The following is a 26,085-nucleotide window of genomic DNA, read 5'->3' as shown; positions in this document are numbered from 1 at the left end:
ACGTGGCTACTTACACCCAGACCGCACCTGCCGGAACCCTTGAGGCTCCCGTAGTTCCTAAGTCCAAGGGACGCATCGTCGTCAACTGGATCACTTCCACCGATCACAAGACCATTGGGTACATGTACCTGATCGCATCGTTTGTGTTCTTCTGCTTCGGTGGCGTCATGGCACTGTTGATCCGTGCTGAACTGTTCGAGCCCGGCATGCAGATCCTGCAGACCAAAGAGCAGTACAACCAGCTGTTCACCATGCACGGAACCATCATGCTGCTGATGTTCGCGACGCCGCTTTTCGCCGGCTTCACCAACGTCATCATGCCCCTGCAGATCGGTGCCCCCGACGTCGCGTTCCCGCGGCTGAACGCACTGGCCTTCTGGTTCTTCCTCTTCGGCTCCACCATCGCGGTGTCCGGCTTCATCACCCCCCAGGGTGCGGCGTCGTTCGGCTGGTTCGCCTACGCGCCGCTGTCCAACACCACGTTCAGCCCCGGCATCGGCGGTGACCTGTGGGTCTTCGGCCTGGCGCTGTCCGGCTTCGGCACCATCCTGGGTGCGGTCAACTTCATCACCACCATCATCTGCATGCGCGCTCCGGGCATGACCATGTGGCGGATGCCCATCTTCACCTGGAACGCCCTGGTGACGTCCATCCTCGTGCTGATGGCCTTCCCGCCGCTGGCTGCCGCACTGTTCGCACTCGGCGCCGACCGCCGCTTCGGTGCACACATCTTCGATCCGGAAAACGGCGGCGCCGTACTCTGGCAGCACCTGTTCTGGTTCTTCGGCCACCCCGAGGTATACATCATCGCGCTGCCGTTCTTCGGCATTGTGTCCGAGATATTCCCGGTCTTCAGCCGCAAGCCGATCTTCGGCTACAAGGGCCTTGTCTACGCCACCATTGCCATCGCGGCCCTGTCCGTCACCGTGTGGGCCCACCATATGTACGTGACCGGCTCGGTCCTGCTGCCGTTCTTCGCCTTCATGACTATGCTCATCGCCGTACCTACCGGTGTGAAGTTCTTCAACTGGATCGGCACCATGTGGCGAGGCTCGTTGACGTTCGAGACTCCGATGCTGTGGAGCCTCGGCTTCTTGATCACGTTCCTTTTCGGCGGCCTGACCGGCATCATCCTGGCTTCGCCGCCGCTGGACTTCCACGTCTCTGATTCCTACTTTGTTGTGGCGCACTTCCACTACGTGGTGTTCGGCACGGTGGTGTTCGCGATGTTCGCAGGCTTCTATTTCTGGTGGCCAAAATTCACCGGCAAAATGCTCAACGAGCGCCTCGGAAAGATCCACTTCTGGCTGCTGTTCCTGGGATTCCATGGCACGTTCCTGATCCAGCACTGGCTCGGGGTCATGGGCATGCCCCGCCGCTACGCGGACTACCTGGTGGAGGACAACTTCACCTGGATGAACCAGTTCTCCACCATTGCCTCCTTTGTGCTGGGCGCATCCCTGATTCCGTTCTTCTGGAACGTCTACATCACGTGGCGCAGCTCAGAGCGCGTCGAGGTGGACGATCCCTGGGGCTTCGGCGCGTCGCTGGAGTGGGCTACCTCCTGCCCGCCGCCGCGCCACAACTTCACCTCGCTTCCCCGGATCCGTTCAGAGCGCCCCGCCCTGGACCTCCACCACCCGGAGCTCTCGCAGGTACACACCGTTGAATCGCCTGCAGCCGCTGCAGCGGTGCTCGGTAACGCCGACCAGAAGGACACCGCCAAGTGAAAATCGAATCATGGATATTTGGAGCCGGAGTCTTCTTCTTCGTACCGGTTTCCCTGGTCTACGGTTTCCTGACCAACTGGAGTGAATGGGTTGGAACTCTCGGGGTCCTCCTGGTGGGCGGACTTTCCGGAATGATCGGCGGCTACCTGGGCTTCACCGGCAAGCGAGTCGGGATGCGTCCCGAGGACCGCAACGATGCCGAGATCCATGAGGGCGCCGGCGAACAGGGGCACTTCAGCCCCTGGAGCTGGTGGCCGCTGGTTCTGGGCCTCGCCTGTGCGGGCGGATTCCTGGGCCTCGCAGTGGGTTGGTGGATCCTGTTCATCGCAGCCGGCCTCGCAGTCGTCGCCCTCGTGGGGTGGGTCTTCGAGTACAGCCGTGGGGACCACGCCCACTAGAAGCCCCTTGGCTTCAGCAGACACTTTATGAAATACGACGTCGGGCCCCACCTTTTGGTGGGGCCCGACGTCGTTCTTGTCCGTTCGATTGGCGCGTCCACTTGCCGCGGGAAGTCACGGGATAAAGGCCCCTGGGAGGGGCTAGCTGGAGCCCTGTGACTCCAGGAGCTCGGCCAGCATCCGCAGGGCCTCCTCGGCGTCGCGGTGACTGACAGGGCCGCCGAGGGCGCCTTCGGGGACTGAAAGCAATACTTCGCAGCCGAAGGGGAAGTCGGCAGTCATGACTTCCAGCAGGGAGCGGGCGTCAACACCCTGGATGCCGGCCTTGCGGATGGTGACAGGTAGTCCGGTTTCGGTCACTGCCTTGACGAACATCGCGGCAGGACGGGCATGTAAGCCGACTGACGCTGACACAACGGCCTTATGCACTGACAAGGGTCTCCCATTTCCTGACGGCCCCCAAACCGTCATCGCTGAATTTCCTGTCCAATATATCCGGCTGGATGGCTGTGCGACCAAACGGGGGTCAGCAGGGCAGGTCCATTGCTAGAACTGGTCTAGTCCAGCGGCGCTGCCTGCCTTAGGCTTGGACAGTGAAAACTGACGCAAGGACGTTCCTCCGTGGCTGCTGATGCCCGCGGCGTTGCCGGCGAGATCGACCGCAGCAGCGGGACCGCCATCTACATCCAGCTCAGGGAGATCCTCCGGGCCTACATCAGCGATTCCTGCCCGCCAGGTTCTGCCCTGCCCTCTGAAAGGGATCTTGCCCTGCGGTTCGGCCTGGCCCGGATGACTGTTCGGCAGGCCATCGACGCTCTGGTCGGCGAGGAAGTCCTCGAGCGGGTTGTCGGCCTCGGCACGTTCGTACGAAAGCCTAAACTCGACCTTCAGGTAAAGCTCACCTCGTACAGCGAAGAGATGCAGCGCCGTGGCATGGTTCCGGCCGCCAAGGTCCTGAGCTTTGAACAGATCGGCGCCAGCGCCTTCCTGGCCCGCGAACTGCAGGTGGAGGAGGGGACGCCACTGGTGCGTTTCCGTCGGTTGCTGCTGGCGGACGGTGAGCCGATGAGCGTGGACGAGAACTTCATCCCAGCGCAGCGCGTCCCGGGTCTTCTGGACGGCGAGCCCCCAACATCGCTCTACAACGTGCTGAGTGAGCAGTTCGGCCTCGTGATGGAGTGGGGGGAGGACATGATCGAGGCGACGGCCGCTTCCCCCTCTACGGCGCGTCTGCTAAACGTCGACGTCGGCGCACCCTTGCTCAAAATCCAGAGGCACGCCTTTGTTGCCCGGGCGATGGTGGACTACTCAGTCTCCTACTACCGGGCCGACCGCTACAAGCTATGGGTACCCCTCCAGCGGCCAGGTGCGAGGCCTGCCCGGAACCAGTCGCTGGGCTACCGCAACCACTAGTAGCGGGCCGGCAGCTGGCAACAGCGGCGGCTGCCAGTACCGGGAAAGGCCCGGTCCAAGTGGACCGGGCCTTTCCCGTTGGAACATAGCTGCTGTGAGTTAGTGGCTGAGGCTCTTGCTTTCCTCGCCGGCCTCCACTGCCGGGTGGGCTTGGTGGCCGTGTGCGGCCTCCAGCTCTGCCGGCGTGGCCGGTGCTACACGGTCCTCAAAGAACCACTTGGACAGGAATGCACGCTGCTTTTCCTTGCGCGTCACAATGCCGTGGTCGTTGGGGACTGCCGGCAGCGGTGCGGGGGATTCGAATCCAACGAGCTTGTAGCGCTTGTACTCATCCAGCGGGGCATGCACTTCGATGAACTCGCCATGCGGAAGGCGGACGATGCGACCTGTTTCCCGGCCGTGGAGTGCAATTTCGCGGTCCTTGCGCTGGAGGGCAAGGGCTACTCGCTTGGCAACCATAAACGCGATGACCGGGCCGATGAAGAACAGCGCGCGGAGCCAGTACGTCACATCGTTCAGGGACACATGGAAGTGTGTGGCAATGAGGTCCGAACCAGCGGCTGCCCACATCACGCAGTACCAGATGAAGCCGGCGACGCCGATGGCGGTGCGGGTGGGGGCGTTCCGCGGACGGTCCAGGACGTGGTGCTCGCGGGTGTCCTTGGTGATCCAGCTTTCGATCCACGGGTACATGAACATCACCGTAAACAGAATGCCTGCGGGCACCAGGGCGGGCAGGAGTACGTTCAGCGTCAGCACGTAGCCGAAGACAACGTACTCGAACTGGAAATCACCGATGACACCGGGCATAAGCCTCAGGGCACCGTCAACGAACCCGATGTACCAGTCAGGCTGGGTACCGGCAGACACCGGCGAGGGATCGTACGGGCCGTAGTTCCAGATCGGGTTGATCGTGAAGAAGCCAGCCATCAGGGCAATTACACCGAAGACGATGAAGAAGAAGCCGCCGGCCTTGGCTGCGTACACGGGGCCGAGCGGGTAGCCAACAACGTTGCCGTCGTTGCGGCCTGGGCCGGGGTACTGGGTGTGCTTGTGCACAACCACCATGAACAGGTGCAGAACGATCATCAACAGGATGAGCGCGGGTACGAGCAGGATGTGCAGCATGTAAAGGCGGCCAATAACAGCCGTCCCCGGGAACTCGCCACCGAAGAAGAAGAAGGAAATATAGGTCCCGACAACCGGGATTGCCTTCATAACGCCGTCGATGATCCGCAGGCCGTTGCCGGAGAGCAGGTCATCGGGGAGGGAGTATCCGGTGAAGCCGGCTGCCATGGCGAGGATCAGGAGGACGCTGCCAACAACCCAGTTCATTTCACGCGGTTTGCGGAAGGCGCCCGTGAAGAAGACGCGCAGCATGTGGACGGCGATCGACGCTACGAAAAGCAGTGCAGCCCAGTGGTGCACCTGGCGCATGAACAGGCCACCGCGGACGTCGAAGGAAATATCCAGCGACGTGCTGTACGCCACGGACATTTCGACGTTCTTCAACGGCAGGTAAGAACCGTCGTAGTGCGTCTCCGCCATGGACGGATCGAAGAAGAAGGTCAGGAAGGTGCCCGAAAGCAAGAGGATAACGAAGGAGTAGAGGGCTACTTCGCCAAACATAAACGACCAGTGGTCAGGGAAGACCTTGCGTCCGAATTCGCGCAGGATTCCTGATCCGCCAACTCGCGCGTCAACAAAATCAGTGATGCGTCCGGCTTTAGTCTTGGCGACGAAGGCGGGGGCTTCAGCTCTTGATGCTGCGCTCATGCTCATCACGCTCCCAGTAACTCGGTCCTACAGGTTCATTGAAGTCGCTGGTTGCGACCAGGTAGCCCTCGGCGTCCACTGCAATCGGCAGCTGGGGGAGGGGCCGGCTGGCGGGGCCAAAGATCACTTTGCACTCCTTCGTGAGGTCAAAAGTGGACTGGTGGCACGGGCACAGCAGGTGGTGCGTCTGCTGCTCGTACAGAGCGACGGGGCAACCGACGTGGGTGCAGATCTTGGAGTAGGCAACGATCCCGTTGTAGCTCCAGTCTTCGCGGCCCGCCGAGGGGTTCAGCGAGGCGGGATCCAGGCGCATCAGCAGTACAACTGCCTTGGCCTTTTCGTTGAGCTTGCCTTCATGCAATTCGTTCAGGCCCTCAGGAATAACGTGGAAAGCCGACCCGATGGTGACGTCAGAGGCCTTGATGGGTGTGCCGTCGGGGTCGCGGGTGAGGCGCTTGAGCTTGCCTTCCTGCGGTGCCCACATGGTGTGGGCCAGGGCCCGGTCGGGGCGAGGGCCGAGGTCACCGAAAACCGCAATTGCGGGAAGCGGGGCCAGGGCCACAGCACCGAGCAGGGTGTTGCGGATGAGCGGGCGGCGCTTGATGCCGGTCTCTTCCACGATGTCATCCACGATCCGGACCGCCGCCAAGCGGTCTTCTTCGGTGCGGATGGGATGGCGTTCTTCGGAGACTTCATGGTCCGGCATCAGAGCCTTGGCCCAGTGCACAATACCGGTGCCGATGCCGAGCATCGCAAACGCGGTGCCAAGGCCCAGCAGGGCGTTCTGCAGCCGTATGGTGGCGATGCTTGTGCCATCGCCCAAGTCGATGGCAAAGTACGCCACCAGGAAGATCAGGGTGCCGACAACTGACGCGCCGAAAAGTACGGCGACCTGCCGTTCTGCACGCTTTGCGGCCTTCGGGTCCGTGTCGGCCAGGCGCAAACGGTGCGGGGGAATTCCAGGATCCTGGAACTTCTCCACCTCATTCTGACCAGCCGTAGCTACGGTGCCCGAGTGGTTCGGACTGCCGTCACTATGGTTGCCCATAATTCGCCTCATCCTTCTCTCGTCCCGGCGTCTGCCGGGTTAGTTTTCAATTTCAAACTGCTGACTGGGCAGCAGAAGTTCTTAAGATTCCCGTAGCGCCTAAGACGTCCGGGAAGTAAGCCAGATGGTGAAGGCGATGATGACACCCAGGCCTGCAATCCAGACGAAGAGGCCTTCAGAGACGGGACCGAGGGCGCCGAGGTCAGCGCCACCGGGGGAGCCGTTGGCCTCGATCTGCTTCAGGAAGGTGACGATGTCGCGCTTGCCTTCAGGGGTGACGTTTGTGTCACTGAAGACGGGCATGTTCTGCGGTCCGGTGACCATCGCTTCGTAGATGTGCTTGCCGGAGACATCGGCAAGGGCGGGAGCGAACTTACCACGGGTGAGTGCACCGCCGGCTGCTGCTGCGTTGTGGCACATCGCGCAGTTCACGCGGAAGAGCTCACCACCCTTGGCGGCGTCCCCCTGCTCATCAAGCAGGTGTTCTTCAGGAATCGCCGGGCCGGCTCCCAGGGAAGCTACGTAGGCTGAAAGCTGGTGGGTCTGGGCATCGTTGAACTGGGCCGGCTTTTTGTACGCCTGGGGGCCGTTCATCTGCATGGGCATCCGGCCGGTACCGACCTGGAAATCAACGGACGCGGCACCGACGCCAACCAGCGAGGGGCCATCCTGGCTGCCGCTCGCGCCCATGCCGTGGCAGGTGGCGCAGTTAGCCTCAAAGAGCTTTTCGCCCTCGGCGGTGTCATTGGCGCTGAAGCTGGTGGTGGATGCCTTTGCCTCGTTGACGGTGGTGGCAACGGCGTAGAGCCCGCCAGTGACGAGGAGTCCCATCAGTAGCAGCGCGATTACTGCGAGTGGGTGACGCCGCTTTTGCGAGAGAGCCTTCACGTGGTGGTTCCTTTATTCGATCGTGCGCCGGCTCCGTGAGCCGCTTCTTGAAATTCTGCCTCTTGTAGAAAAGGAATCAAAGCTTGACTACTTCAGTACGTAGATGACCAGGAAGAGGCCGATCCAGACAACGTCCACAAAGTGCCAGTAGTAAGACGTGACGATCGCGGAGGTTGCTTCGAAGTGGCCGAACTTCTTTGCTGCGAACGAGCGTCCGATGATGAAGAGGAAGGCTATGAGGCCGCCGATTACGTGCAGGCCGTGGAAGCCGGTGGTCATATAGAACGCTGAGCCGTAGGCGTTGGATGAGAGTGAAACGTGTTCGGAAACAAGCATCGCGTATTCAGTTGCCTGGCCGGCGACGAAGAACGCACCCATGATGAAGGTCAGCGTGAACCATTCGTTCATGCCCCAGCGGGTGAACTGGAACGGGCCGCCTGTTTTGCGAGGCTGCAGCCGTTCGGCGGCGAAGACGCCCATCTGGCAAGTAAAGGAACTGGCCACGAGGACGATCGTGTTGACTAGCGCAAAGGGGAAGTTGAGCTTTGCTGTCTCTTCCGCCCACATCTGACCGCTCGTGGAGCGCAGCGTGAAGTACATGGCGAAGAGACCGGCGAAGAACATCAACTCACTGGACAGCCAGACTACGGTTCCGACAGAAACCATATTGGGGCGGTTCAGCGTGGGGTGCGCCGGGGTACTGGGGGCATGGGTCGCAGATGTCACATAGACATTATGTCTATAAAAGTCCGTAGTTCCCAACGCGAACCGCCTTTTCGGGGGACTTTTTCTACAAAGACGCGAAATCACTGCGAAAAGTTCCCGGCGGTGTTCACATTGGTCAGGTCCGAGGTGGCTCGATAGCATCAGAAGGTGACTTCTCAGGCAACCGCGCCGGCGGACAGCAACACTTGGCCGCGGCTTATATCGGCTCTTATCAACGGTAGTGACCTCACAGCGGGCAACACCGCTTGGGCTATGGACAGAATCATGTCCGGGGAGGCCACCCCCGCGCAGATCGCCGGATTCCTGGTTGCCCTCAGCGCCAAGGGCGAAACCGTGGACGAAATCTCGGGTCTGGTGGACGCGATGCTGCGCCATGCAACACCCATCGATATCCCCGGTCAGAAGCTGGACATCGTTGGTACCGGCGGGGACCAGCTCAATACCGTCAACATTTCCACCATGTCCGCCCTCGTTGCTGCGGGCGCCGGAGCGAAGGTCGTCAAGCACGGCAACCGTGCAGCGTCTTCGTCCTCCGGCTCGGCTGACGTGCTTGAAGCGCTGGGGGTCAGGCTCGACCTCCCGGTGGCCCAGGTGGCACGCAACGCGGGGGAGGCTGGAATCACTTTCTGCTTCGCGCAGGTGTTCCACCCGTCTTTCCGTCACACCGCCGTACCCCGCCGGGAACTCGCCATCCCCACCGCCTTTAATTTCCTGGGCCCGCTGACCAACCCGGCCCTTGTTCAGGCCTCAGCTGTGGGAGTGGCGAATGCCCGTATGGCTCCGCTGGTTGCAGGCGTCCTGGCGAAGCGGGGCAGCCGCGGCCTGGTTTTCCGCGGCAACGACGGACTGGACGAACTGACTACTACGGGTCCCTCCACCGTCTGGGAAATCCGCGACGGCGCTGTCTCTGAGCTGAATTTTGAGCCGGCCGGGCTGGGCATCCGTCCCGCGACTGTGGAGGAACTCCGTGGCGGGGACGCACAGGCGAATGCCGCCGTCGTACGTGATGTCCTGGCCGGCAAGACCGGCGCAGCGCGGGATGCCGTGCTGCTGAACGCGGCCGCTGGGCTGGTGGCCTTTGATGAATCGTCCGAGGGCCCGTTCCTGGAGCGTATGCGTTCGGCGCTTGCCCGGGCCGCGGAGTCGATTGATAGCGGTGCTGCCGCTGCGGTCCTCGATAAGTGGGTTTCGCTAACGCGGCCTTGATATGGACAGGAAAGGATGCGGGCCCGGCTGTAAGGCCGGGCCCGCATCGTTTCCCGGGAAGTGATCCTACTGTTCGAAGCCGAGCGCGAATGCCGCGTCGAGATCGTGTTGCGAGTAGGCACGGAAGGCAATGTGTGTAGTGGTGTGAACCACCGCAGGCACCTTTGACAGCTTGTCGGCAATGACGTCAGCCAGGTCCTCGTGTTGGGCGACGCGGGCAACGGCGATGAGGTCCCATTCGCCTGTTACGGAATAGACCTCGCTGATGCCTGGGATCGCGGAAATTTCCTCGGCAGTTTCCGGGATGCGCGCGGCGTCGGTCTTGATCAGAACGAATGCGGTGATCACTGTTCAATCCTTCCGGATCTGTTGGCCGTAGCTGTGCCCGGCAAGACTTTTTGGTGATGCCAGCCTATTACATGGGCCGTGTCCATCAGGCGTGCCCCGGACGCGTGGCCGGCGGCGCCTTCACGACTTTCTAAGCCTGCGTACCAGTGCAAGAAGTGCCCGGTAGCCCACCAGGAACAAACCCAGGCTCAAGAGCGCAACAACCACGAAGGCCAGTACTACGCTCTGTCCCGTCAGAGCCCTCAGGATCATGCCGCCGGCCACGGCGCCAAGCCAGACCACGACGCCGGTTGCCATGGACAGCGGACGCCGCCACGCCCGCCACGCAAGCCAGGCGGTAGCGGCCCCAGCCAGGAACGGCCACGCAGTGAAGAACACGCCGGTGACGATGTCGCCGCGCTGGTGGGCGTCCCTGCCGATCGCCGCGAAAACAAGGATGAGGACGGCGTCGGACAGTGCCGCGGCGGTGATGGCGCGCCTGCCGCCGGTTAAGGATTGGTGCTGGGTCCAGGTCATGGCTTCGAGCCTAACCCGGCGAGGGCGAAGGCCCGGTTCTGACGCTTGCCGGGGTACGGGGGAACGAGGATGATGACCGGGACAACAGCGGCGCTCATCAAGCGGGAGGCACATTGCGTCTGATCCAGGTGGCCCAGCAGGCACACGACCTCCAGCGGGCCGCGGAGTTCTATTCACAACTGCTGGGGGTGCAGCCAGCGGCGGTCTACGACCCGCCGGGGCTGCTGTTCTTCGATCTGGAAGGCGTCCGGCTCTTGCTGGAGCGCAGCGCACCGTCGTCGGTACTCTATCTGGAGGCGGAGGACGTCCGGACCAGCATCAGCGTCCTGCAGGGCAGGGGAGTAGAGGTAGTTGCGCTGCCGCAGGTGATCTTCCACCATGGCGACGCCACCCTGGGTCCGGCAGGAACCGATGAGTGGATGGCCTTCATGCGCGACTGGGAAGGGAACACGGTGGGGCTGGTCAGCCGGCATCCACCGGCCGTTGTGCCGGATGCGGCCCCGGACTAGGCTCTAGCCGGAAGGGAGCAACCATGCTGAAGATTTCCACATGCCTGTGGTTCGAGAACCAGGCCGAAGAGGCCGCCGAGTTCTATGTGTCAGTCTTCGGCGCCTCCAGGATTCTGGACGTCTCGCGGTTCGGCGAGGGCGGTCCCGGTCAGGCCGGGCAAGTCATCACCGTGGAGTTTGAGATCGAAGGCCGAAAGTTCATGGCACTCAACGGGGGAGCGCCGGCCAATTTCACGGAAGCCGTCTCCTTTGTGGTCGACTGTTCCGACCAGGCGGAAGTGGACCGCTACTGGTCGGCGCTGACAGACGGTGGGGCGGAGAGCCAGTGCGGGTGGTTGAAGGACCGTTTCGGCGTCTCCTGGCAGATCGTGCCGTCGGTCCTGGGCTCACTGATTGGCGGTCCGGATCCGGAGGGTGCCCAGCGGGCAATGCAGGCCATGCTCGGGATGCAGAAGCTTGATATCGCCGCACTTCAGACGGCTTATGACGGTTAGGAAGCTCTGGGCAGGTCCGGGCCTCCCCGGCAACGGGGTCGTTGCCGTAGCCTGAAACACATTTGCCGTCGTGGATCACCCCGGCCCCGGCGGCCTGACGTAGAAAGCCGGGGGAATGCTGAGAGAAGTCGGAGTGGCGAAGCACCGCGGTTCCCCCACCGGCAACGGTCACCTGCGATTATCACAACGACGAGGGCTAAACCGGGCTAGCCGAATCCCGTTCAGTTAACATCTCCGGATTGTGCATTCCGGGGGGTGGTCCGGATGGGACCACTGGGCCTGGCCGAGCCATAGCCCGGATTCTAGCCATCCCGGCGGTCAGGATGCGTCACCTAAAGTGAGACGCGCCAGCCAATGGTTCAACTTGAGGCGTACCAGGCCAATGCTTCATCTATCTTGAGATCGCGTCACCTTAGGAGGCGGAACTACTGGTGAGCCGGCGTATTCGGAACCGGCGAATGCCATTGCGTCGATGGCGGATTTAGCCTCGGAGGATGTGGGTCGCCACGGGGTCGTTGATTTGCTGGTTGTGAGTGGTTATGAGCGAAGTGCTGTGCGGGCGAAGGCTTGCCCTGGCGCCTTGACGGTGTTTGCTTTGAGCCCGAAACGGTCGTCGAAGATGCCGAGGTTCAGCAGGACCTCGTGGGCATCGACGAGGAGTGCTTGGACGGTGTTCGGTTCCAGTTGGGCTCCGGTGCGGGTGCTCCAACCGAGCGCACCGAGACCGAAGGAGACGGCTTCAAGGTAGTCGGCCCAGCTGGTTCTTTTCCCTGCCGCGACTTCGAGCAGGAGTAACAGCGCCGCGTCGCGCTCGGAGTCATGGCGGTGCCGATGGGCGATGGATCGTGCGAGGAAGAGCCAAAGCCCTGCGGGATCATCGAGCAGCCGTTTGGCGGCGGATGTGAGGACTAGTTTGCCTTTGATTTTGCGGATGAGGCCGAGTCGTTGAGCGCTTTCGCGCAGCTGAAGGACGGGCAGGGTCTGGTCCTCGCGGTTGGCTTTGCCGATCCAGTCCTTGGCCCAGCCGAGCTCGGTCATTGCCTGGCGGACCACGGTCGGCGGTAGCCAGCCGGCAGCGGTGAGGGATAGACCGTCAGGCCCGATGCGGCGGGTGAGCCAGAGATAGGGGGCGGTCATCGCCTCGGCGACGTCTGCTTCGACCGTTGCGGGGCCGTCGAGGTCGGCGGCGTGAAGGTATGAACGGAATTCGCGTCGTAGCCCGGGAGGCATCCGGTTCGTGAGTTCCTGGGTCAGTGACTCGCTTCCGGGGCCGTGTTCGTTGGCAGAGGGAGCAGGGAACAGCAGGGCGAGCTCGTTGTTCACGGCATTGATGTCCAGTTGTTCCGGGTGGAATTCCTGCCATGGCCCGGCTGTCCAGGCGACCCATGCCTTCAGGTCTTTGTGTTCTTCGTGGCCGGGGTCTGCGAGGGCGTCGAGGAGGTCGTGGTAGCCACCGATGCCGCCGGAATCTTCCAGCGGCGCCCGCCTCTCCCCGTCCAGGAGCCGCGCCCTTGGGGTGTTGGCCGGGGCGGGGAGGCTTCCGGTGAGTTCGAGGCGGTGGATCCAGCCGTCTCCGAAGTCATATTCATAGAACAGGGGACCGGACTCCGGGGTGAGGATCTGGCCCAGGGTCCAGGCCGTCTCCGGGAGGTCATCGTCACTGTCCTCCAGCAGGCCCAGGGAGACCCAGCGACGTGGTTCGCGCACGATCCCGTTGACGGCGCGCAGACGAACATAGGGATCGGTGTCGGTGAAGGAATGCAGGTGTAAATCCCGCCAGCCAACGGCCGTTTGGAGGACCTCATGCACCCTGTCCAGGGTCAGGGAAGGGTCGATCTCGAGGCGCCGCCAGATGGCCGGCTCGCTGCCCACGATCGAGACTTTCACCCGCAGCAACATCGACCCTGGATCTCCCTCTGCAGCGCGTATCGTCACAGCACTATCCTGCCAGCCCCAGTGTTTGGGCGAGGCCACTGACCGGGCCCGCGATATCCGCTGTGCTATCGCCGGTAAGAGGCGTAGGTGGCCCAGGTGTTGCCAGCTTGCTTGGCGTGCTGTTCGGTGATTTGAGTGCTGTAGCCAAGAGCCTGGGCTGCAACCGGAGGAGGCATCGTCAGGACGAGCGCGCGAAGCGTGGCGTTCCTGGCGCCCAGAAGGTGGATGCCGCTTTCGCGCAACTTCTTCATGAGATGACCGGGATGAAGATGCTGGCCGGGCCGGTATCCGGGAAAGAGCCACGCCGAGGCGCGGTTGGCGGCCGTGTTCATGTTCGGCCGGTCGGCGAGGTGCTCTTGAAGGATTTCGTCGAAGGGGTGAGGGACAGGGACCGGCTGGTCATCGAAGACGATGACGGTTTCGCCGTCGTCGGTGCGGGTGATTTGCTCGCATCGCATGCCGGCAATGCGTGTCAGCGGCTGGGCGTAGAGAAGCAGCAGGACTGCTGCGGCGCGGTGGTGGAGCGGGATGTGGTGGTTGTCGAGTGTTTCGCGGAGCAGCCGGAGTCGTTCGTTCTGGTCCAGGACGGGCCGGGTTTCAGCTTTTCGGTAGGGGAATTCGACGCGGGAAAGATGCTTGTTCCGGACGGCCCAGCGCACGAAGGTTCTGGCGGTGCTTCGCGTTGTCGGTCCTGTCGCGAGCCAGTGGTCGATGTCCGCCTGCCGGCATTGGGAGGGCAGTTTCCCTCGTTCTGAGAGATGCCGGAGGAAGTCCCTGGCTACGGAGATATCCTGTTTGGCTGCGCGGGCGGTGCCCCAGTTCAGTTCTCCGGCGGCGGAGAGTTGGCGCATCCGGCGCAGGTGGTGCCAGGTGGCGAACTGTTTGATGAGGGCGTGGTGATCCGGGTCCGTGAGCTCTGCCAGGATCCGGTCCAGCCAGGTCGCGAAGTGCAGCAGGTTCCGGTCGATCGGACCCAGCAGTCCGTGCTCGATAAAGAGTTCCCGCAGGTGCATGGCGGTGCGCGGTGACCGGTGGTCATCGAAGGTGGTGTGGGCCAGTGGGCGGGCGCCGGTGGCGATGGAGGACAGCAGATCGCGGACGTCCGGGTTGCGCAGCCAGGTCAGCGCGCTGCGGGGATGCGGCTGGGCGCAGATTCCCTCGTGCAGGGGCTTGAGGGGTTCAGACACTGTGCCGGTGCCATCGTCGAGGAGTTCCGCCAGGTGGTCGCGCAGGCAGCAGCGGGCGCAGCGCCGGGCCCGGTAGGGTTCTTCCTCGGCTGAACATTGGGTGCAGTGGAAGTCGGCCGGGATGCCTGCGCAGTCGACACAGACCGGGGATCCCGTGCCGTCCAGGCCCGGCAGGAGCCGGTCGGTGCCGCAGCCCGGGCAGGTCCCGTGAGTTCGGGCCGCGCGCTGGTAACAGAGCCGGCAGACCCGCCCCTCCGGCCATTTCGCCCCAAGCCTGGCGGCCGGTTTCCGGCAGCGGGCGCAGAGCTTCTCGTCAGGGGTCAGCATTACTCGGCGGGACGGACGCGGGCGCGTTTGGGCCTGATCGCCGTGTTCAGGTCAACCACTTTCGTGCCGTTCGATGAAGGACCGTTCACGGCGCTCTTGCGCTGGGCTGTGGCAACGGTGTGGAAGTGGCATAGGTCCTCGACCGTGCAGTTGAGGGCATCGCAGAGTGCGCCGAGCAGAGTCATGGACATGCGTTCGGGTTTTTGTCCCACGAGCCGGTAGATCTGCGAGGGGGAGAGTTCGATACCGCGTTCGACGAGCAGGGGGATGAGGTCGGAGATGTTGAACAGTCCGCGTGCGGCCATGATTTCGCGCAGCCGCCAGGAGTATTCGATGTGCTTTTTCATGGCGTCTTCCTCTGGTCGGTGCCGGTGGCTTCTGCGGCCATCTTGGTCATGGCCGCCCGCAGTGTCCGGGTGCGGTAATCGGAGGAAACGCCGGTGTAGAGGGCGGTGGTGGAGGAGTGTTCGTGTCCGACCTGTTGCTGGACGAACAGGGCGTCGTAGCCGTCCTCGATCAGGTGGGTGACGTAGGAGCGGCGCAGGGAGTGAAAATCGATGCCGTCCGCGAGCCCGAGTCCGGTCCGTAGCAGGGTGAATTCCCGGGTCAGTGAATCGGCGCTGACCCTGCCGCTGCGCTCGGTCGGCCAAAGGGACGCCTGTTCCTCACCGGCTCCGGTCGGCCGGACCTCCTCGATCCATTGCCTCAGGCAGTCCACGGCCCAGCCGGTGTGGGGGACCGTCAGGACGCTGCGGCGCTTGGGAGGTGAACCGCGCATCGCCTTGCCGTGCCGGACGTAAAGAACGCCGTATCCGCCGAACTCGGGCGCGTGCGGGTTGGTCCCGAAGTCGGTCAGTTCGAGCATGCGCACCTCGTTGCGCCGCAGGCCCCAAGCGTAGGCGACTTTGATGGCCGTGGCGATGCGGAACGCCGAGATCCAGCCCTTGCGCCCCTGCTTGCGGGCGTGATCGACCCGGTCATCGGCGTAGTCGAAAAGGTCCTGCAGCTCGTCCCGGGTCAGCGGTCGCTTGCGCGGGCGGGCAGATGCTTCCTGGACATGCGCGGCGGTGTTCCACTCATGGCAGACCTGAACCGGGTGGGTGCCGAACCGCTCCATGCATTCCTGCTCCCAGCCGTAGGCCGGATGGGTCAGATAGCCCAGGAACAGGCGAAGCGCGTTCTGGTACGCCAGCAGCGTCGAATGGCTCGCGGAGCGGACGGCACGCAGCTCCATGAAGAACTCATCGACATCGCCCACGGTCCAGGACCACGGATCCTCACCGGTAAACGAGCGGAAACGCTGGATGACCTGCTCGCGCCGGGCGATCGTCGTGAAGGCAAGGTTCCGGCTCAACTGCTGATTGCGCCACCCGTCCAGCATCGCCTGGAACACCTGCTCGGCAGGGTTAAACAACGCCACATCCCGGGCGATCTGCTGCCCGGCCGTTCCCGCCGGCCCTGGCTGTCTGGTCACATGTTGTCCTCGCATAACACGCGATACTTTCGCATATTATGCGAGTCCATGGCAAAACGGCTTGTAACGGCGGGGATTTTTCATTCGCGCAGTCCGCCACGTCACGCTGATCTAGCTCCGGTAACGTGTTGCCGTCGACCCTCTAAGAGCCGAAAACATAAGGAATCCCAGGTGTCGCCGGTTGTCGGCGGGGCAGCGGTATCAAAGTCCGTCGAATTCGCACCAGATGCGATTCGCCGGATTCAACTTTACATAATGTATATTATCGGCGTGATCTGAGAGCGGAGAGTGGCCTGCATTAAGCCGACGTTGTGCGGGCAACTCCGGGGCTTCCGTTGGATGTTGACGCACGTCAGGTCCGGCTGGTCGTCCTTGACCCAAACCCAAGATCCATGCCTCATGGAATGACACGCCAGTGATTGGCCTGTTCCGCGCCGAGCAAGGCACCGTTGAAGTCACCGGTCGGCGCATGCGCAGAAAAAATCTGCTGCTGCCGGCATGCTCACGGTTCTACTCGCCACCTCGGCGTATGGCGCCGTAACCGGCGTACCAACCTCATCCGCTCAGTCATCGGGGCTGGCCAACGCCGGCGTTGAAGCCAGCTCCAGCACCCAGCCCGACAAGCTGGCGGACAATTCGCCGGCCCCCGCTTTTGTGTCCGGAACACCGGCCGGCGGCACAGGAAACGGCTCCCCGGCCAGCCCGGCCATTGTCTAATCCCGTGTGCTCGCCAAGAATGAACCAATGACGGTCTACGTGCGTTCACTCGAAACTGCTGTTCCGCCCACCGTGCTGGTCCAGACCGAAGCCCGGGACGTTTTTGCAGCCCAGCCGGGCCTGACCAGGTTGGGCTCGCGGCTGGTGAGTACCTGCTTCGATTCAGCCGCCATCGATACGCGCCATACCGCCGTCGAAGAAATGACCATGGCGTTCCGTTCGGACGATCCGCAGTTCTTTGATCCATCTACGGGCCTGCTCCTGAACCCCACCACCAAGGTGCGCAACGAGTTCTTCGCACGGGAGGTCACCAAACTTTTCGTCGAGTCCGCCCGGGCTGCCGTGGGCGCCTGCCCGGATCTGTCCTTGCTTGACATAACCCACGTCATTACCGTCTCCTGCACAGGATTCTTCAACCCCGGTCCTGACTATAAGATCGTCCGTGCGTTGGGGCTGGACCCTGCCGTCCAGCGTTATCACCTCGGATTCATGGGCTGCTATGCCGCCTTTCCAGCACTGCGGGCCGCCAAGTCGTTCTGCGAAGCAGATCCGCAGGCCGTTGTCCTGGTGGTCTGTGCCGAGCTGTGCTCCCTGCACGTGCGGACCTCGAACGATCCCGACACCATCATGGGTTCGGCGCTGTTCGCCGACGGCGCGGCGGCAGCCATCGTTACGGCCCGGAACGATCCGGACGCACCTGCGCTGATGCAACTGGACCACTTCGAAACCGTCCTTACGCCGGTGGGCGAGGAATCCATGGCCTGGAACATCGGCGACCATGGCTTCGAAATGGTGCTGGGCAACTACGTCCCCCACATCATCGACGATCACATCATCGGCGCCCTGGCACCGCTGCTGACAAGGGATCCCTCGCTGCGTGGACTCCCCTACCGGGACATCCGCCATTGGGCCATCCACCCCGGCGGCCGGAGCATCCTTGACAAGGTCCAGACGCGCCTTGAACTCACCGACGAGCAACTCGTTCCGGCACGGGATACGTTGCGGGACTACGGCAACATGAGCAGCGCCACCGTGCTGTTTGTCCTCAGGCACATCCTGGAGCAGCCGCCGGTGGAGGGTGAGGAACGCATCTGCTCCATGGCGTTCGGCCCCGGACTCACGGTGGAGACCGGGCTCTTCACGAAACTCCGCCAGGCAGCCACCGGGAATCGGGCGGTGCAGCCAGAGGCGGCCTCGTCACTGGTCTGACCTGTGTCCCTGATGCGGCAAAGGGCTGCCGACGCAGTGGAAATGATGGATCTGCCGGACTGTGATCCCACCAAACTCGAGCTCACGTACCGGCAATTCGGACTGGTGAACCGGCTCTTCTCCGGCTGGCGGCAGCTGTACCGCCGCGAGCTTCGCCCTCTCCTCTCCCACGACACTGAAACCACGCTCCTCGACATAGGATGCGGCGGCGGGGACCTGGCACGCCAGCTCGCCCTCTGGTCCGCCCGGGACAAACTGCTGCTCGAGGTCACCGGCATTGACCCGGACGCCAGGGCATACAGCTACTCGTTACGCCGCCCCCACCACGTCTCAGTCCGGTTCCGCCAGGCGGACAGTGCCGACATGGTCCGCGAAGGCCGCCGGTTCGACGTCGTCATCTCGAACCACGTCATCCACCACCTCCAACCAGCGGACCTGGCTCAGCTCCTGGCAGATTCGCAAGCCCTGGGGCGCCGGATTTCCCTGCACAACGACCTCCGCCGGAACATCGCAGCCTACGCACTTTTCTCCCTGGCCGCCCTCCCCTTCCGCGGCTCGTTCATCCGAGCGGACGGCCTGACCTCGATCAGGCGCAGCTACACCCCGGCGGAACTCACCGCCGCCGCTCCCCCCGGCTGGCAGGTGGCGCGCCATTCCCCTTTCCATCAGGTCCTCATGCACGGTCCGGACCATCCCGATGGCTGACGTGGTGATCGTCGGCGGCGGACCCGTGGGTCTGTATCTCGCCGCCCTGCTGCTTCAGGAAGGCGTCGCGGTCCAGGTCCTTGAACAGCGTCTCCACCGGGAACACCACTCGCGGGCCATCGGCATCCATCCCCCGGCCCTCGCGGCGCTGGACAGGGCAGCGGTGGCCAGCGCCATGGTTGATGCCGGCGTGCAGATCCGCGGCGGCATTGCAGTCAGCGGCGCTAAGACCGTAGGGTCAATGTCTTTCGCGTCGGTCTCGGAGCGCTTCCCGTTTGTCCTGTCGCTCGCCCAGGTCACAACGGAATCCCTGCTGGAGCAGCGTGTACACGAACTCGACGGTGCGGCGCTCGTCAGGGGCGCCAGGGTGACGGGAATAGCGGACGACGGCGGACTGGTCACCGTCCGTGCTGCCGCCACCAAGACAGGCGGTGCCGGCACCCGGATCACCTCACGCCTTGTGGTCGCCGCCGACGGCTCGCGGTCCCTGATGCGCAGCCTGCTGGGCATCCCGGCCACGTCCCGAACCTATCCCGACCATTATGTGATGGGTGATTTCGAAGGTACCGGCAAAAACCTGAACGAAGCCGTCCTGTACCTCGAAGCCGAAGGGATAGTGGAATCCTTTCCGCTGCCGGGCGGACTCCGCCGCTGGGTAGTGAGGGTTCCCCGGCCCGAACCGGTCCCGGACGCCGTCGAACTCGCACGGATGGTCCACCACCGCACGGGGATCCGGCCGGACCCGGCCACCAACACCATGCTCAGTAGCTTCAGCCCGCGCTCCACGGTGGCGTGCCGATCAGTCTCGGGGCGGGCCGTCCTGATCGGTGATGCTGCCCATGAAATAAGCCCCATCGGCGGCCAGGGCATGAACCTTGGCTGGCTGGACGCGGCGGAACTCGCGCCGATCATCTGTGATGCCCTGGCGGGGAAACCGGTTGGCCAGCGCCTGCACGCCTATTCCGCCCGGCGTCGCAAGGCCGCCTCGGTAGCGCGATGGCAGTCCGAAGTGAATATGACGCTGGGGCGCCCGTTGGGGCGGCCGCTCCTGGCGTTGAGGAACCACGCAGTCAGCGCGGTGTCCGGCATTCCGGCGGCCAACAGGCTGGTGGCCCGCCGGTTCACCATGCAGTAACCCCCGCACCGGGTCAGGAATTCACGAAGTAGCAGTCGTAACTGTCCTGGCTGATGATCAGGCCGTCCCGGACTTCAAACACCGACGACGTCCGGGCGCGGATGGTCTCCCCGGCATCCCAGTACCGCAGGTCCATCAGCGTCCGCGCCGACCAGTCGGCCTCCACCACAACCCGACCGCCTTCGCAGGTAGTGCGGCGGATCCCGAACTTCTGGTCCGCCACTACTTCGCCGCTTTGATCGAGGCCAGCCATCGCCTGGTCCCGCGTCCGCGTGGAGCCTTCAGCCGCGAGCAGATGCGGCGCCTCGACCAACACGATGTCCGCAGCGAGGAAACGGCCGATGGCCCCGCCGTCACCGCCGGCTTCCAGGGTCCGGATAAAGTCCAGGACAAGTTCCAGTGCGTTGGGTTCGGACGCAATCAGTTCAGCCATGGCATCGACATTAGCCGACGCGGCCGACGCCCTGCGGCGTCCGCCGCTAGGCTTTCCGCATGACCCCTGTATCACCGACTACTTCATTCACTCCTGCGCACCTGAGGGAACGGGTGCAGGAAATCCTGTCTGCGGGATCGCTGCCGCCCATCGTCCAGGCCGGGAATCCCGTACTCCGCCAGCGGGCCGCGTCCTTCGACGGCCAGATCAGCGCCGCCGAGCTGGACCAGTTGATTGCCCTCATGCGCGACGTGATGCACGAAGCCCCTGGTGTGGGGTTGGCCGCCCCGCAACTCGGAATCCCGCTGCAGCTGGCAGTCCTTGAGGACCAGTACGACGTCGACCCCGAGGCCGCTGCGCTGCGGCACCGCAGCCCGCTGGAGTTCCTCACCATCATCAACCCGCACTACACGGCCGTCGGAACGGAAAGCGCCGCGTTCTTCGAGGGGTGCCTCTCACTGACCGGCCTGCAGGCAGTGGTAGTACGGCCAGAGCGGGTGCTGCTCCGGTTCGATACCCCCGGAGGCCTGGCGTCGGAACGGGAATTCGAGGGCTGGCAGGCGAGAATTGTGCAGCACGAAACCGATCACCTCCATGGCACCCTTTACGTTGACCGCGCCGAGTTGAGGTCCTTGAGCTCCAACGCCGAGTACGCCGCCAACTGGGCCGAGCCGGGGATCGGAAAGGCCCGTGCGGCCCTGGGATTCCTGCCCGAGAACCCCTGACGCGCCTGCACGCCTCCGCGTCACTCCGGCGGTGCGTCTGCCGGATTTGCGTCGGTCGGGAGGAACCGGGCCCACCAGCGCAGGATGTGCTCGAATCTCTGACGCCGGTGCTGCGGCCTGCCTGACCGGGAAAGTTCATGGTCCTCGCCCGGGAACACCAGCAGCTGGGCTTCCACACCCCGCCGCTTCAGGGCCGTGAAATACCGCTGGCCCTGCTCCAGCGGACACCTGAGATCGTTTTCGCTGTGGATGACCAGCGTCGGGGTCTGCACGTTGCCCACGTGCTCGAACGGGCTTTGCGCGGCGACCTCCACCGTTGAGCTGCCGAGATACTCGTTGCCGAAGTACCAGCCAATGTCGGCCGAGCCCTCGAAACTGACCGGGTCCAGGAATCCGCGCTCCACAATGGCACCCTGGAACCTGTGGTGGTGCGCGATGGTCGAGGCGGTCAGGTATCCGCCGTACGAGCCGCCCATGATGCCCAGCCGGCCCGCGTCCAGCGCCGGAAATTTGGCCAGCGCCCCGTCCAGGAACGCGAGGACATCCTCCATGTCGTCGGTGCCAAGGCGGCCCTTGATGGCCAGCCCGTGCTCCCGGCCGTAGCCGGCGGAGCCGCGCGGATTGCACATCAGCACGGCATAGCCCGCAGCCGCGTACACCTGGGCTTCGTCGAACAGGGCAACGGTGAACTGGGCAAACGGCCCGCCATGGATGTTCAGCAGGACCGGGTGCGGACCCTTGCCCGCAGGCCTGACGAGCCAGCCATGGACGGGATAGCCATCGGGCGCCTCAAACGTCAGCTCCTGTGGAACCACAATGTCCGTCTGTGTCCGCAGAACGGCCGAAAAGTCTGTCAGCAGCCGCAGCTGCCCGTCGTCGAGCACTCCGAGGTCCCCGTGAGTAGACGGATCGCTGAATACGACGAGCAGCGAACCACCCGCCCAGGCAGCGCCCGTCACCACCTTGTCGCCGTGCACCAGCAGGGCATGCCCGCCCGCCGCCCCCAGCTCAAGGAGCTCAACCGAGCCTTGCGCGTTGTTCAGGACCAGGGCGTGGTCCGGGCCGCGGAGCTCAATCCGGGCACCCGGCGCCGCAACGTCCATCAACTCTGGGTCGGTCAGCGCAATCGGCATGCCGCCGTCGGCCGCTACGCAGTACAGCACGGCGTTCCGTGCCACGAAGTCCCGGCCCGAGCCGCCCAGGTCCCGGGCAATGTAGAACAGCCATTTGCCGTCCCGGGACTGCCGGACTTCCGAGACGGTTTGAGGTGCGGCTACTCCCTTATCCACCGGGAGGGGGTCGCCGCCGGAGACCGGCACCCTGTAGATCAAGGTGGCCAAGTCGTCGTCGTTCTCCGGCGGTGCTGCCACAAAGTAGACGGCTGATCCGTCTGCACTGAAAAATCCGGAGCTGGCGTCCGTGGCGAGCGACGTCAGCTGCCGGGCTTCCGGCAGCGACGGAGCCGCAGGCGGCGCCAGCGGTTCGCCGCCGAGTTCCGGGACGTCCACGATGAACAGCTGCTGCGGCTTGTCGCGCGTGTAGCCAACGCTGTTCAGCCTGTACTGGTAGGAGGAGATCAGCCGTGGGGCCTCCGCCTCCGCGGTGATGGCTTCGCTGCTGCCGTACCGTCCGGTCTCGGGCTCGCGGGAGCTGAAAACTATCCGGTGCGAATCAGGAGACCAGGCGAAGGATTCCACTCCGAGCAGCCTGTCGGTAATGACCTGGGGTTCACCGCCGCCGGCCTCAACCACGACGAGCTGCGCTTTCGACGACGGTCCGCCCGTCCGGAGGAAGGCGAGGACCAGTCCATCAGGAGAGAAGGCAGGGCCGGTGTCCCGGAAGCCCCTGGTTATTCGTCGCGGCAGCTGCTCCTGGTTCAACGGGATGTTCCACAGCTGGCCCACGTAGGAGTCAGCAGTGAAATCCGGCCTGGTCACCGACACAACAGCGCGGCTGCCGTCCGGGTGAACGGCCGGCGCGGAGACGGAATTGAGCAGCGGGAGGTGTTCTGGCTTCACCCACGTGAGCCTAACGTGCGGCTTTCCCCCACGCGAACATGCGGCCGGACCACTCGCGCGGGCTCCGCGCCGGCCCGCTCCCCGCCCTAAGATGGTCCGTATGCCATCAAGCCCCCGCCCTCCGCTGCGCTGCCCCGTGTGCGGCGCCGCACTGGATGTCCGGGTCGGGCCGGGTGACGCGGCCCACAAGGCCTTGGTCTGCGGATCCGGGCACGGCTTCGACGCGGCGAAGCAGGGCTATTTCAACCTGCTGGTGGGCAAGGGGACAGTCTTTGAAGCCGACACCGCAGAGATGGTGGCGGCCCGGTTCGCTTTCCTCGACGGCGGGCATTACCGCCCCCTGGCAGACGCCGTCGCGGCCGCCGTCGTGCCCGGGATAACCCCGGGCGAACCATTCATGGTCCTCGATTCGGGTACGGGGACCGGCCACTATCTCAGGGTGGTGCTGGATGAGGTGCAGCGGCGCACGGCCAGCTACGCCGCCGTCGCGCTCGACATCTCCAAGTTCGCGCTCCGTCGCGCCGCGCGCCTCAACCCCGAGGCAATCAGCCTTGCCTGCGATGTGTGGCAGCCGCTCCCGGTGGCCGACGCCGCCGTCGACGCCATCACGGTGATCTTCGCTCCCCGCAACGCCGCCGAATTCGCCAGGGTCCTCCGCCCCGGCGGAAGGCTGGTGGTGGTGACGCCGCGCGCCGGACACCTGGCCGCCGTAGCCGCCCAGGCAGGGATGCTGTCCATCGAGGACGGCAAGGACGCGCGGCTGGCAGATTCCCTCTCGCCGCACTTCGCCGCCGAGTCCACCCGGGACCTGGATATCCTGATGATGCTGACGGCCAGCGAGCTGGCTGACCTGGCCTTCATGGGTCCGGCCGGGCACCACCTGGACCGCACGGCCATTGCCGCCAAAATCGGGAGCAGCGGGGTGTCGACCCAGGTGGAGGCACGATTCCGGATCACGGTCTTCCGTCCGGCACCGTCCGCACCGTAACGACGTGGCCACGTTCAACCGCTGCCCTTCACGCAACCTGCCGTCCTGCTTTCCGGCGGACTAGGATAGATAGACAGCTACCGAATGGTCAAGGGGGACGGAATGTTTGAATGGCTCGGCGAAAACTGGTGGGCCCTGTGGCTCACCGCCTTCCTCGCGTTCGCAGTGATCGAAATGATCACCCTTGACCTGTTCTTCATCATGCTCGGCGGCGGAACACTTGCCGCGCTCGTCGCAGATTTTGCCGGCGCTGACCTGTGGCTGCAGATTGTGGTGTTCTGCGTCGTCTCACTGCTGATGATCGCCTTTGTCCGCCCGGTGGCACTAAGCCACCTGAAAAAGGGACCCGCCGACCAGCGCACCAACATTGACCGGCTCATCGGCGAGCAGGCCCTGGTGATGGAAGCAGTCAGCTCCACCGGCGGCCTCGTCAAGATCGGGGGCGATGTCTGGAGCGCCCGGTCCTCCGGCGGCGTCCTGCCTGCCGGACAGAAGGCAGTGGTCTCCGCCATCGACGGGGCCACGGCTGTTGTTTCCGCCCAGCCGGAGCAGGCCACTCAGTCCTAAGTACAGCCTAACAATTGGGGAATAGGAGTCGTATGGATAACGCAGGAGGAGCCGCCCTGGCCATTGTGCTGGTGGTCCTGATCGTGTTCGTGATCATTGTCTTGGTCCGCTCAGTGCGGATTATCCCGCAGGCGAGGGCCGGCGTCGTTGAACGGCTCGGCAAGTACCAGCGGACCCTTAACCCGGGACTCACCATCCTGATCCCGTTTGTGGACCGGCTCCTGCCGCTCCTGGACCTGAGGGAGCAGGTGGTGTCCTTTCCACCGCAGCCGGTCATCACCGAAGACAACCTGGTGGTGTCCATCGACACTGTGGTGTACTTCCAGGTCACTGATCCGCGCGCAGCCACCTATGAGATTGCCAATTACATCCAGGCAGTGGAGCAGCTCACCACTACCACCCTGCGTAACGTTGTGGGCGGCCTGAACCTGGAAGAGGCGCTCACATCCCGCGACCAGATCAACGGCCAGCTGCGCGGTGTCTTGGACGAGGCAACCGGCCGCTGGGGCATCCGGGTCTCGCGCGTGGAGCTCAAGGCCATTGACCCGCCCCACTCGATCCAGGACTCCATGGAGAAGCAGATGCGGGCCGAGCGAGACCGCCGCGCTGCGATCCTCACGGCCGAAGGCACCAAGCAGTCTGCCATCCTGACGGCCGAGGGCCAGCGGCAAGCATCGATCCTTGCGGCTGAGGGCGACGCCAAGGCGGCCATCCTCCGCGCAGACGGTGAGGCACAGGCCATCCAGAAGGTCTTTGACGCCATCCACAAGGGCAACCCCGACCAGAAGCTCCTGGCCTACCAGTACCTGCAGACGCTTCCGAAAATCGCAGAGGGATCATCAAACAAGCTGTGGATCATTCCCAGCGAAATTGGCGAGGCACTTAAGGGCATCGGCCAGGCGCTCGGCGGTACCAATCCTGATCCGACCGCCAGCGGCGGCGGGCTGTTCGACGAGGAACCCGCTAAACAGCCTGGGTCCTGACACGGATTTGCCCCATACGGGGCGGGAGGGGATTCGCGCTTGGTTGCGGGTCCCCTCCCGTTTTGCGGCTAGGCCCCACGCCGGTATAATTGAGTATTTGTCCGGTCGGACCAGATCCGCTGGAACAAGAAAGCTTCGCAATGCGTTGAATCTTATGATGCAGCACAGTGCACAGAGTAGTCCGGGGCGGTTATGCCGTTCCGGCTTGCGTGGAGTCCTGCTCCGCGAACCGACCAGAGGGAGAAAACATGAGCGATCGCAGCCTGCGGGGTATGCGTCTTGGCGCGCAGAGCATGGAGACCGAGTCCGGCGTTGAGCCGGCTCCGCGCCAGCGCGTCGAATACCGGTGCGAGGACGGCGAGCAGGTCTTCGTGACGTTCTCTTCAGAGGCTGAAATTCCTCCTGTGTGGGTCTCCAAGACCGGCAAGGAAGCGCTCCTCGTTGATGGCGAACGTCCGGACACCAGCAACGAAAAGGCTGTCCGTACGCACTGGGACATGCTTCTCGAGCGCCGTTCCCTTCCGGAGCTGGAGCAGATCCTCGAGGACCGGCTGACCATCCTGCGCGAACGCCGTGGCGAACGGCGCAGCGCCTGACCCCAGCGGCGGTCACGGCCTCCCACCGAGGTCA

28 protein-coding genes are annotated in these 26,085 nt (G+C 63.9%); 15 read left to right on the top strand and 13 right to left on the bottom strand.

Going from position 1 to position 26,085, the window contains the following annotated elements:
• Positions 1 to 2: 2 nt before the first annotated feature.
• Positions 3 to 1,730 carry an aa3-type cytochrome oxidase subunit I gene (ctaD, locus tag ACX80X_RS03770; protein ID WP_459311227.1) on the top strand — a complete coding sequence of 576 codons (1,728 nt, stop codon included), beginning with the start codon at positions 3 to 5 and terminating at the stop codon, positions 1,728 to 1,730.
• Complete coding sequence (locus ACX80X_RS03765) at positions 1,727 to 2,128, top strand: cytochrome c oxidase subunit 4 (protein WP_459311225.1); 402 nt, start codon at positions 1,727 to 1,729, stop codon at positions 2,126 to 2,128. Before ctaD ends, ACX80X_RS03765 begins: the two co-directional genes overlap by 4 nt.
• Before the next feature lie 141 nt (positions 2,129 to 2,269).
• Here the strand turns inward: ACX80X_RS03765 and ACX80X_RS03760 are convergent, their stop codons facing one another.
• Positions 2,270 to 2,563: an HPr family phosphocarrier protein gene (locus ACX80X_RS03760; protein WP_459311223.1), complete on the bottom strand. Its 294-nt coding sequence runs from the start codon at positions 2,561 to 2,563 to the stop codon at positions 2,270 to 2,272.
• 186 nt (positions 2,564 to 2,749) lie between these two features.
• On the opposite strand from ACX80X_RS03760, the gene ACX80X_RS03755 reads away from it, so the two are divergent.
• Positions 2,750 to 3,541, top strand: coding sequence for a GntR family transcriptional regulator (locus tag ACX80X_RS03755; RefSeq protein WP_141140648.1), 792 nt, complete (start codon positions 2,750 to 2,752; stop codon positions 3,539 to 3,541).
• Between the two features lie 99 nt (positions 3,542 to 3,640).
• On the opposite strand, the gene qcrB is transcribed toward ACX80X_RS03755, so the two are convergent.
• The 4 genes from qcrB to ctaE form a co-directional block, all read right to left on the bottom strand.
• Entirely contained in the window at positions 3,641 to 5,317 is a 1,677-nt protein-coding gene (qcrB, locus tag ACX80X_RS03750) for a cytochrome bc1 complex cytochrome b subunit (RefSeq protein ID WP_459311221.1), read from the bottom strand.
• A complete protein-coding gene (gene qcrA, locus ACX80X_RS03745) occupies positions 5,295 to 6,365 on the bottom strand; it encodes a cytochrome bc1 complex Rieske iron-sulfur subunit (RefSeq protein WP_459311219.1) in 1,071 nt (356 codons plus the stop codon). Before qcrA ends, qcrB begins: the two co-directional genes overlap by 23 nt.
• Positions 6,366 to 6,464: 99 nt before the next feature.
• Positions 6,465 to 7,253 carry a cytochrome bc1 complex diheme cytochrome c subunit gene (gene qcrC / locus ACX80X_RS03740; RefSeq protein WP_248760534.1) on the bottom strand — a complete coding sequence of 263 codons (789 nt, stop codon included), beginning with the start codon at positions 7,251 to 7,253 and terminating at the stop codon, positions 6,465 to 6,467.
• An 87-nt stretch (positions 7,254 to 7,340) separates the two neighbouring features.
• Positions 7,341 to 7,979, bottom strand: a complete 639-nt coding sequence (ctaE, locus tag ACX80X_RS03735; RefSeq protein WP_445260432.1) for an aa3-type cytochrome oxidase subunit III — start codon at positions 7,977 to 7,979, stop codon at positions 7,341 to 7,343.
• 147 nt (positions 7,980 to 8,126) lie between these two features.
• Here ctaE and trpD point away from each other — a divergent pair, with 147 nt between their 5' ends.
• Complete coding sequence (gene trpD, locus ACX80X_RS03730; protein ID WP_252598848.1) at positions 8,127 to 9,185, top strand: anthranilate phosphoribosyltransferase; 1,059 nt, start codon at positions 8,127 to 8,129, stop codon at positions 9,183 to 9,185.
• 66 nt (positions 9,186 to 9,251) lie between these two features.
• Here the strand turns inward: trpD and ACX80X_RS03725 are convergent, their stop codons facing one another.
• Both ACX80X_RS03725 and ACX80X_RS03720 read right to left on the bottom strand, forming a co-directional pair.
• Positions 9,252 to 9,533: an Lrp/AsnC family transcriptional regulator gene (locus tag ACX80X_RS03725; protein ID WP_252598847.1), complete on the bottom strand. Its 282-nt coding sequence runs from the start codon at positions 9,531 to 9,533 to the stop codon at positions 9,252 to 9,254.
• 120 nt (positions 9,534 to 9,653) lie between these two features.
• Positions 9,654 to 10,049 carry a DUF3054 domain-containing protein gene (locus ACX80X_RS03720; RefSeq protein WP_252598846.1) on the bottom strand — a complete coding sequence of 132 codons (396 nt, stop codon included), beginning with the start codon at positions 10,047 to 10,049 and terminating at the stop codon, positions 9,654 to 9,656.
• Between the two features lie 113 nt (positions 10,050 to 10,162).
• On the opposite strand from ACX80X_RS03720, the gene ACX80X_RS03715 reads away from it, so the two are divergent.
• Together ACX80X_RS03715 and ACX80X_RS03710 are read left to right on the top strand one after the other, a co-directional pair.
• Positions 10,163 to 10,558, top strand: coding sequence for a VOC family protein (locus tag ACX80X_RS03715; RefSeq protein WP_459311217.1), 396 nt, complete (start codon positions 10,163 to 10,165; stop codon positions 10,556 to 10,558).
• 23 nt (positions 10,559 to 10,581) lie between these two features.
• A complete protein-coding gene (locus tag ACX80X_RS03710; RefSeq protein ID WP_459311215.1) occupies positions 10,582 to 11,052 on the top strand; it encodes a VOC family protein in 471 nt (156 codons plus the stop codon).
• A gap of 537 nt (positions 11,053 to 11,589) precedes the next feature.
• Here ACX80X_RS03710 and ACX80X_RS03705 read toward each other — a convergent pair.
• From ACX80X_RS03705 to ACX80X_RS03690, 4 genes are all read right to left on the bottom strand, one after another.
• On the bottom strand, positions 11,590 to 12,987 hold the full coding sequence (locus ACX80X_RS03705; protein ID WP_252598844.1) for a plasmid pRiA4b ORF-3 family protein: 1,398 nt from the start codon (positions 12,985 to 12,987) through the stop codon (positions 11,590 to 11,592).
• 65 nt (positions 12,988 to 13,052) lie between these two features.
• Positions 13,053 to 14,501, bottom strand: coding sequence for a site-specific integrase (locus tag ACX80X_RS03700; RefSeq protein WP_252598843.1), 1,449 nt, complete (start codon positions 14,499 to 14,501; stop codon positions 13,053 to 13,055).
• Positions 14,501 to 14,848: a helix-turn-helix domain-containing protein gene (locus tag ACX80X_RS03695; RefSeq protein ID WP_252598842.1), complete on the bottom strand. Its 348-nt coding sequence runs from the start codon at positions 14,846 to 14,848 to the stop codon at positions 14,501 to 14,503. The genes ACX80X_RS03700 and ACX80X_RS03695 overlap by 1 nt, the downstream gene beginning before the upstream one ends.
• Positions 14,845 to 15,975, bottom strand: coding sequence for a tyrosine-type recombinase/integrase (locus ACX80X_RS03690; RefSeq protein ID WP_252598841.1), 1,131 nt, complete (start codon positions 15,973 to 15,975; stop codon positions 14,845 to 14,847). The genes ACX80X_RS03695 and ACX80X_RS03690 overlap by 4 nt, the downstream gene beginning before the upstream one ends.
• A gap of 498 nt (positions 15,976 to 16,473) precedes the next feature.
• Between ACX80X_RS03690 and ACX80X_RS03685 the strand changes: the two genes are divergently transcribed.
• The 4 genes from ACX80X_RS03685 to ACX80X_RS03670 are packed head-to-tail and all read left to right on the top strand — an operon-like array spanning position 16,474 to position 19,741.
• A complete protein-coding gene (locus ACX80X_RS03685; RefSeq protein ID WP_252598840.1) occupies positions 16,474 to 16,692 on the top strand; it encodes a hypothetical protein in 219 nt (72 codons plus the stop codon).
• A 27-nt stretch (positions 16,693 to 16,719) separates the two neighbouring features.
• Positions 16,720 to 17,901: a type III polyketide synthase gene (locus ACX80X_RS03680; protein ID WP_252598839.1), complete on the top strand. Its 1,182-nt coding sequence runs from the start codon at positions 16,720 to 16,722 to the stop codon at positions 17,899 to 17,901.
• A 45-nt stretch (positions 17,902 to 17,946) separates the two neighbouring features.
• A complete protein-coding gene (locus ACX80X_RS03675; RefSeq protein WP_252598928.1) occupies positions 17,947 to 18,606 on the top strand; it encodes a class I SAM-dependent methyltransferase in 660 nt (219 codons plus the stop codon).
• Positions 18,599 to 19,741, top strand: coding sequence for an FAD-dependent oxidoreductase (locus tag ACX80X_RS03670; protein WP_252598838.1), 1,143 nt, complete (start codon positions 18,599 to 18,601; stop codon positions 19,739 to 19,741). Before ACX80X_RS03675 ends, ACX80X_RS03670 begins: the two co-directional genes overlap by 8 nt.
• Before the next feature lie 13 nt (positions 19,742 to 19,754).
• On the opposite strand, the gene ACX80X_RS03665 is transcribed toward ACX80X_RS03670, so the two are convergent.
• Positions 19,755 to 20,174 carry a nuclear transport factor 2 family protein gene (locus ACX80X_RS03665; protein WP_252598837.1) on the bottom strand — a complete coding sequence of 140 codons (420 nt, stop codon included), beginning with the start codon at positions 20,172 to 20,174 and terminating at the stop codon, positions 19,755 to 19,757.
• A gap of 59 nt (positions 20,175 to 20,233) precedes the next feature.
• Here ACX80X_RS03665 and ACX80X_RS03660 point away from each other — a divergent pair, with 59 nt between their 5' ends.
• On the top strand, positions 20,234 to 20,899 hold the full coding sequence (locus tag ACX80X_RS03660) for a peptide deformylase (protein WP_252598836.1): 666 nt from the start codon (positions 20,234 to 20,236) through the stop codon (positions 20,897 to 20,899).
• A gap of 20 nt (positions 20,900 to 20,919) precedes the next feature.
• On the opposite strand, the gene ACX80X_RS03655 is transcribed toward ACX80X_RS03660, so the two are convergent.
• Positions 20,920 to 22,917: a S9 family peptidase gene (locus tag ACX80X_RS03655; protein ID WP_252598835.1), complete on the bottom strand. Its 1,998-nt coding sequence runs from the start codon at positions 22,915 to 22,917 to the stop codon at positions 20,920 to 20,922.
• Between the two features lie 100 nt (positions 22,918 to 23,017).
• On the opposite strand from ACX80X_RS03655, the gene ACX80X_RS03650 reads away from it, so the two are divergent.
• The 4 genes from ACX80X_RS03650 (at position 23,018) to ACX80X_RS03635 (ending at position 26,051) form a co-directional block, all read left to right on the top strand.
• On the top strand, positions 23,018 to 23,905 hold the full coding sequence (locus ACX80X_RS03650; RefSeq protein WP_252598834.1) for a methyltransferase domain-containing protein: 888 nt from the start codon (positions 23,018 to 23,020) through the stop codon (positions 23,903 to 23,905).
• Between the two features lie 102 nt (positions 23,906 to 24,007).
• Complete coding sequence (locus ACX80X_RS03645) at positions 24,008 to 24,472, top strand: NfeD family protein (RefSeq protein WP_104060872.1); 465 nt, start codon at positions 24,008 to 24,010, stop codon at positions 24,470 to 24,472.
• A gap of 32 nt (positions 24,473 to 24,504) precedes the next feature.
• Entirely contained in the window at positions 24,505 to 25,455 is a 951-nt protein-coding gene (locus tag ACX80X_RS03640; protein ID WP_252598833.1) for an SPFH domain-containing protein, read from the top strand.
• A 248-nt stretch (positions 25,456 to 25,703) separates the two neighbouring features.
• On the top strand, positions 25,704 to 26,051 hold the full coding sequence (locus ACX80X_RS03635) for an RNA polymerase-binding protein RbpA (protein ID WP_003802221.1): 348 nt from the start codon (positions 25,704 to 25,706) through the stop codon (positions 26,049 to 26,051).
• The last annotated feature ends 34 nt before the right edge of the window (positions 26,052 to 26,085 follow it).

It is taken from the genome of Pseudarthrobacter sp. MDT3-1, assembly GCF_054510755.1.
This window is presented reverse-complemented; position numbering and strand designations above follow the sequence as displayed.

What these genes read in the sequence shown, in the direction of transcription:
- qcrB (WP_459311221.1), bottom strand. Translation starts at nt 5,317, where the DNA reads ATGAGCGCAGCATCAAGAGCTGAAGCCCCCGCCTTCGTCGCCAAGACT.
- qcrA (WP_459311219.1), bottom strand. Translation starts at nt 6,365, where the DNA reads ATGGGCAACCATAGTGACGGCAGTCCGAACCACTCGGGCACCGTAGCT.
- ACX80X_RS03720 (WP_252598846.1), bottom strand. Translation starts at nt 10,049, where the DNA reads ATGACCTGGACCCAGCACCAATCCTTAACCGGCGGCAGGCGCGCCATC.
- ACX80X_RS03710 (WP_459311215.1), top strand. Translation starts at nt 10,582, where the DNA reads ATGCTGAAGATTTCCACATGCCTGTGGTTCGAGAACCAGGCCGAAGAG.
- ACX80X_RS03700 (WP_252598843.1), bottom strand. Translation starts at nt 14,501, where the DNA reads ATGCTGACCCCTGACGAGAAGCTCTGCGCCCGCTGCCGGAAACCGGCC.
- ACX80X_RS03695 (WP_252598842.1), bottom strand. Translation starts at nt 14,848, where the DNA reads ATGAAAAAGCACATCGAATACTCCTGGCGGCTGCGCGAAATCATGGCC.
- ACX80X_RS03685 (WP_252598840.1), top strand. Translation starts at nt 16,474, where the DNA reads ATGCTCACGGTTCTACTCGCCACCTCGGCGTATGGCGCCGTAACCGGC.
- ACX80X_RS03680 (WP_252598839.1), top strand. Translation starts at nt 16,720, where the DNA reads ATGACGGTCTACGTGCGTTCACTCGAAACTGCTGTTCCGCCCACCGTG.
- ACX80X_RS03675 (WP_252598928.1), top strand. Translation starts at nt 17,947, where the DNA reads ATGGATCTGCCGGACTGTGATCCCACCAAACTCGAGCTCACGTACCGG.
- ACX80X_RS03670 (WP_252598838.1), top strand. Translation starts at nt 18,599, where the DNA reads ATGGCTGACGTGGTGATCGTCGGCGGCGGACCCGTGGGTCTGTATCTC.
- ACX80X_RS03665 (WP_252598837.1), bottom strand. Translation starts at nt 20,174, where the DNA reads ATGGCTGAACTGATTGCGTCCGAACCCAACGCACTGGAACTTGTCCTG.
- ACX80X_RS03660 (WP_252598836.1), top strand. Translation starts at nt 20,234, where the DNA reads ATGACCCCTGTATCACCGACTACTTCATTCACTCCTGCGCACCTGAGG.
- ACX80X_RS03650 (WP_252598834.1), top strand. Translation starts at nt 23,018, where the DNA reads ATGCCATCAAGCCCCCGCCCTCCGCTGCGCTGCCCCGTGTGCGGCGCC.
- ACX80X_RS03645 (WP_104060872.1), top strand. Translation starts at nt 24,008, where the DNA reads ATGTTTGAATGGCTCGGCGAAAACTGGTGGGCCCTGTGGCTCACCGCC.
- ACX80X_RS03640 (WP_252598833.1), top strand. Translation starts at nt 24,505, where the DNA reads ATGGATAACGCAGGAGGAGCCGCCCTGGCCATTGTGCTGGTGGTCCTG.
- ACX80X_RS03635 (WP_003802221.1), top strand. Translation starts at nt 25,704, where the DNA reads ATGAGCGATCGCAGCCTGCGGGGTATGCGTCTTGGCGCGCAGAGCATG.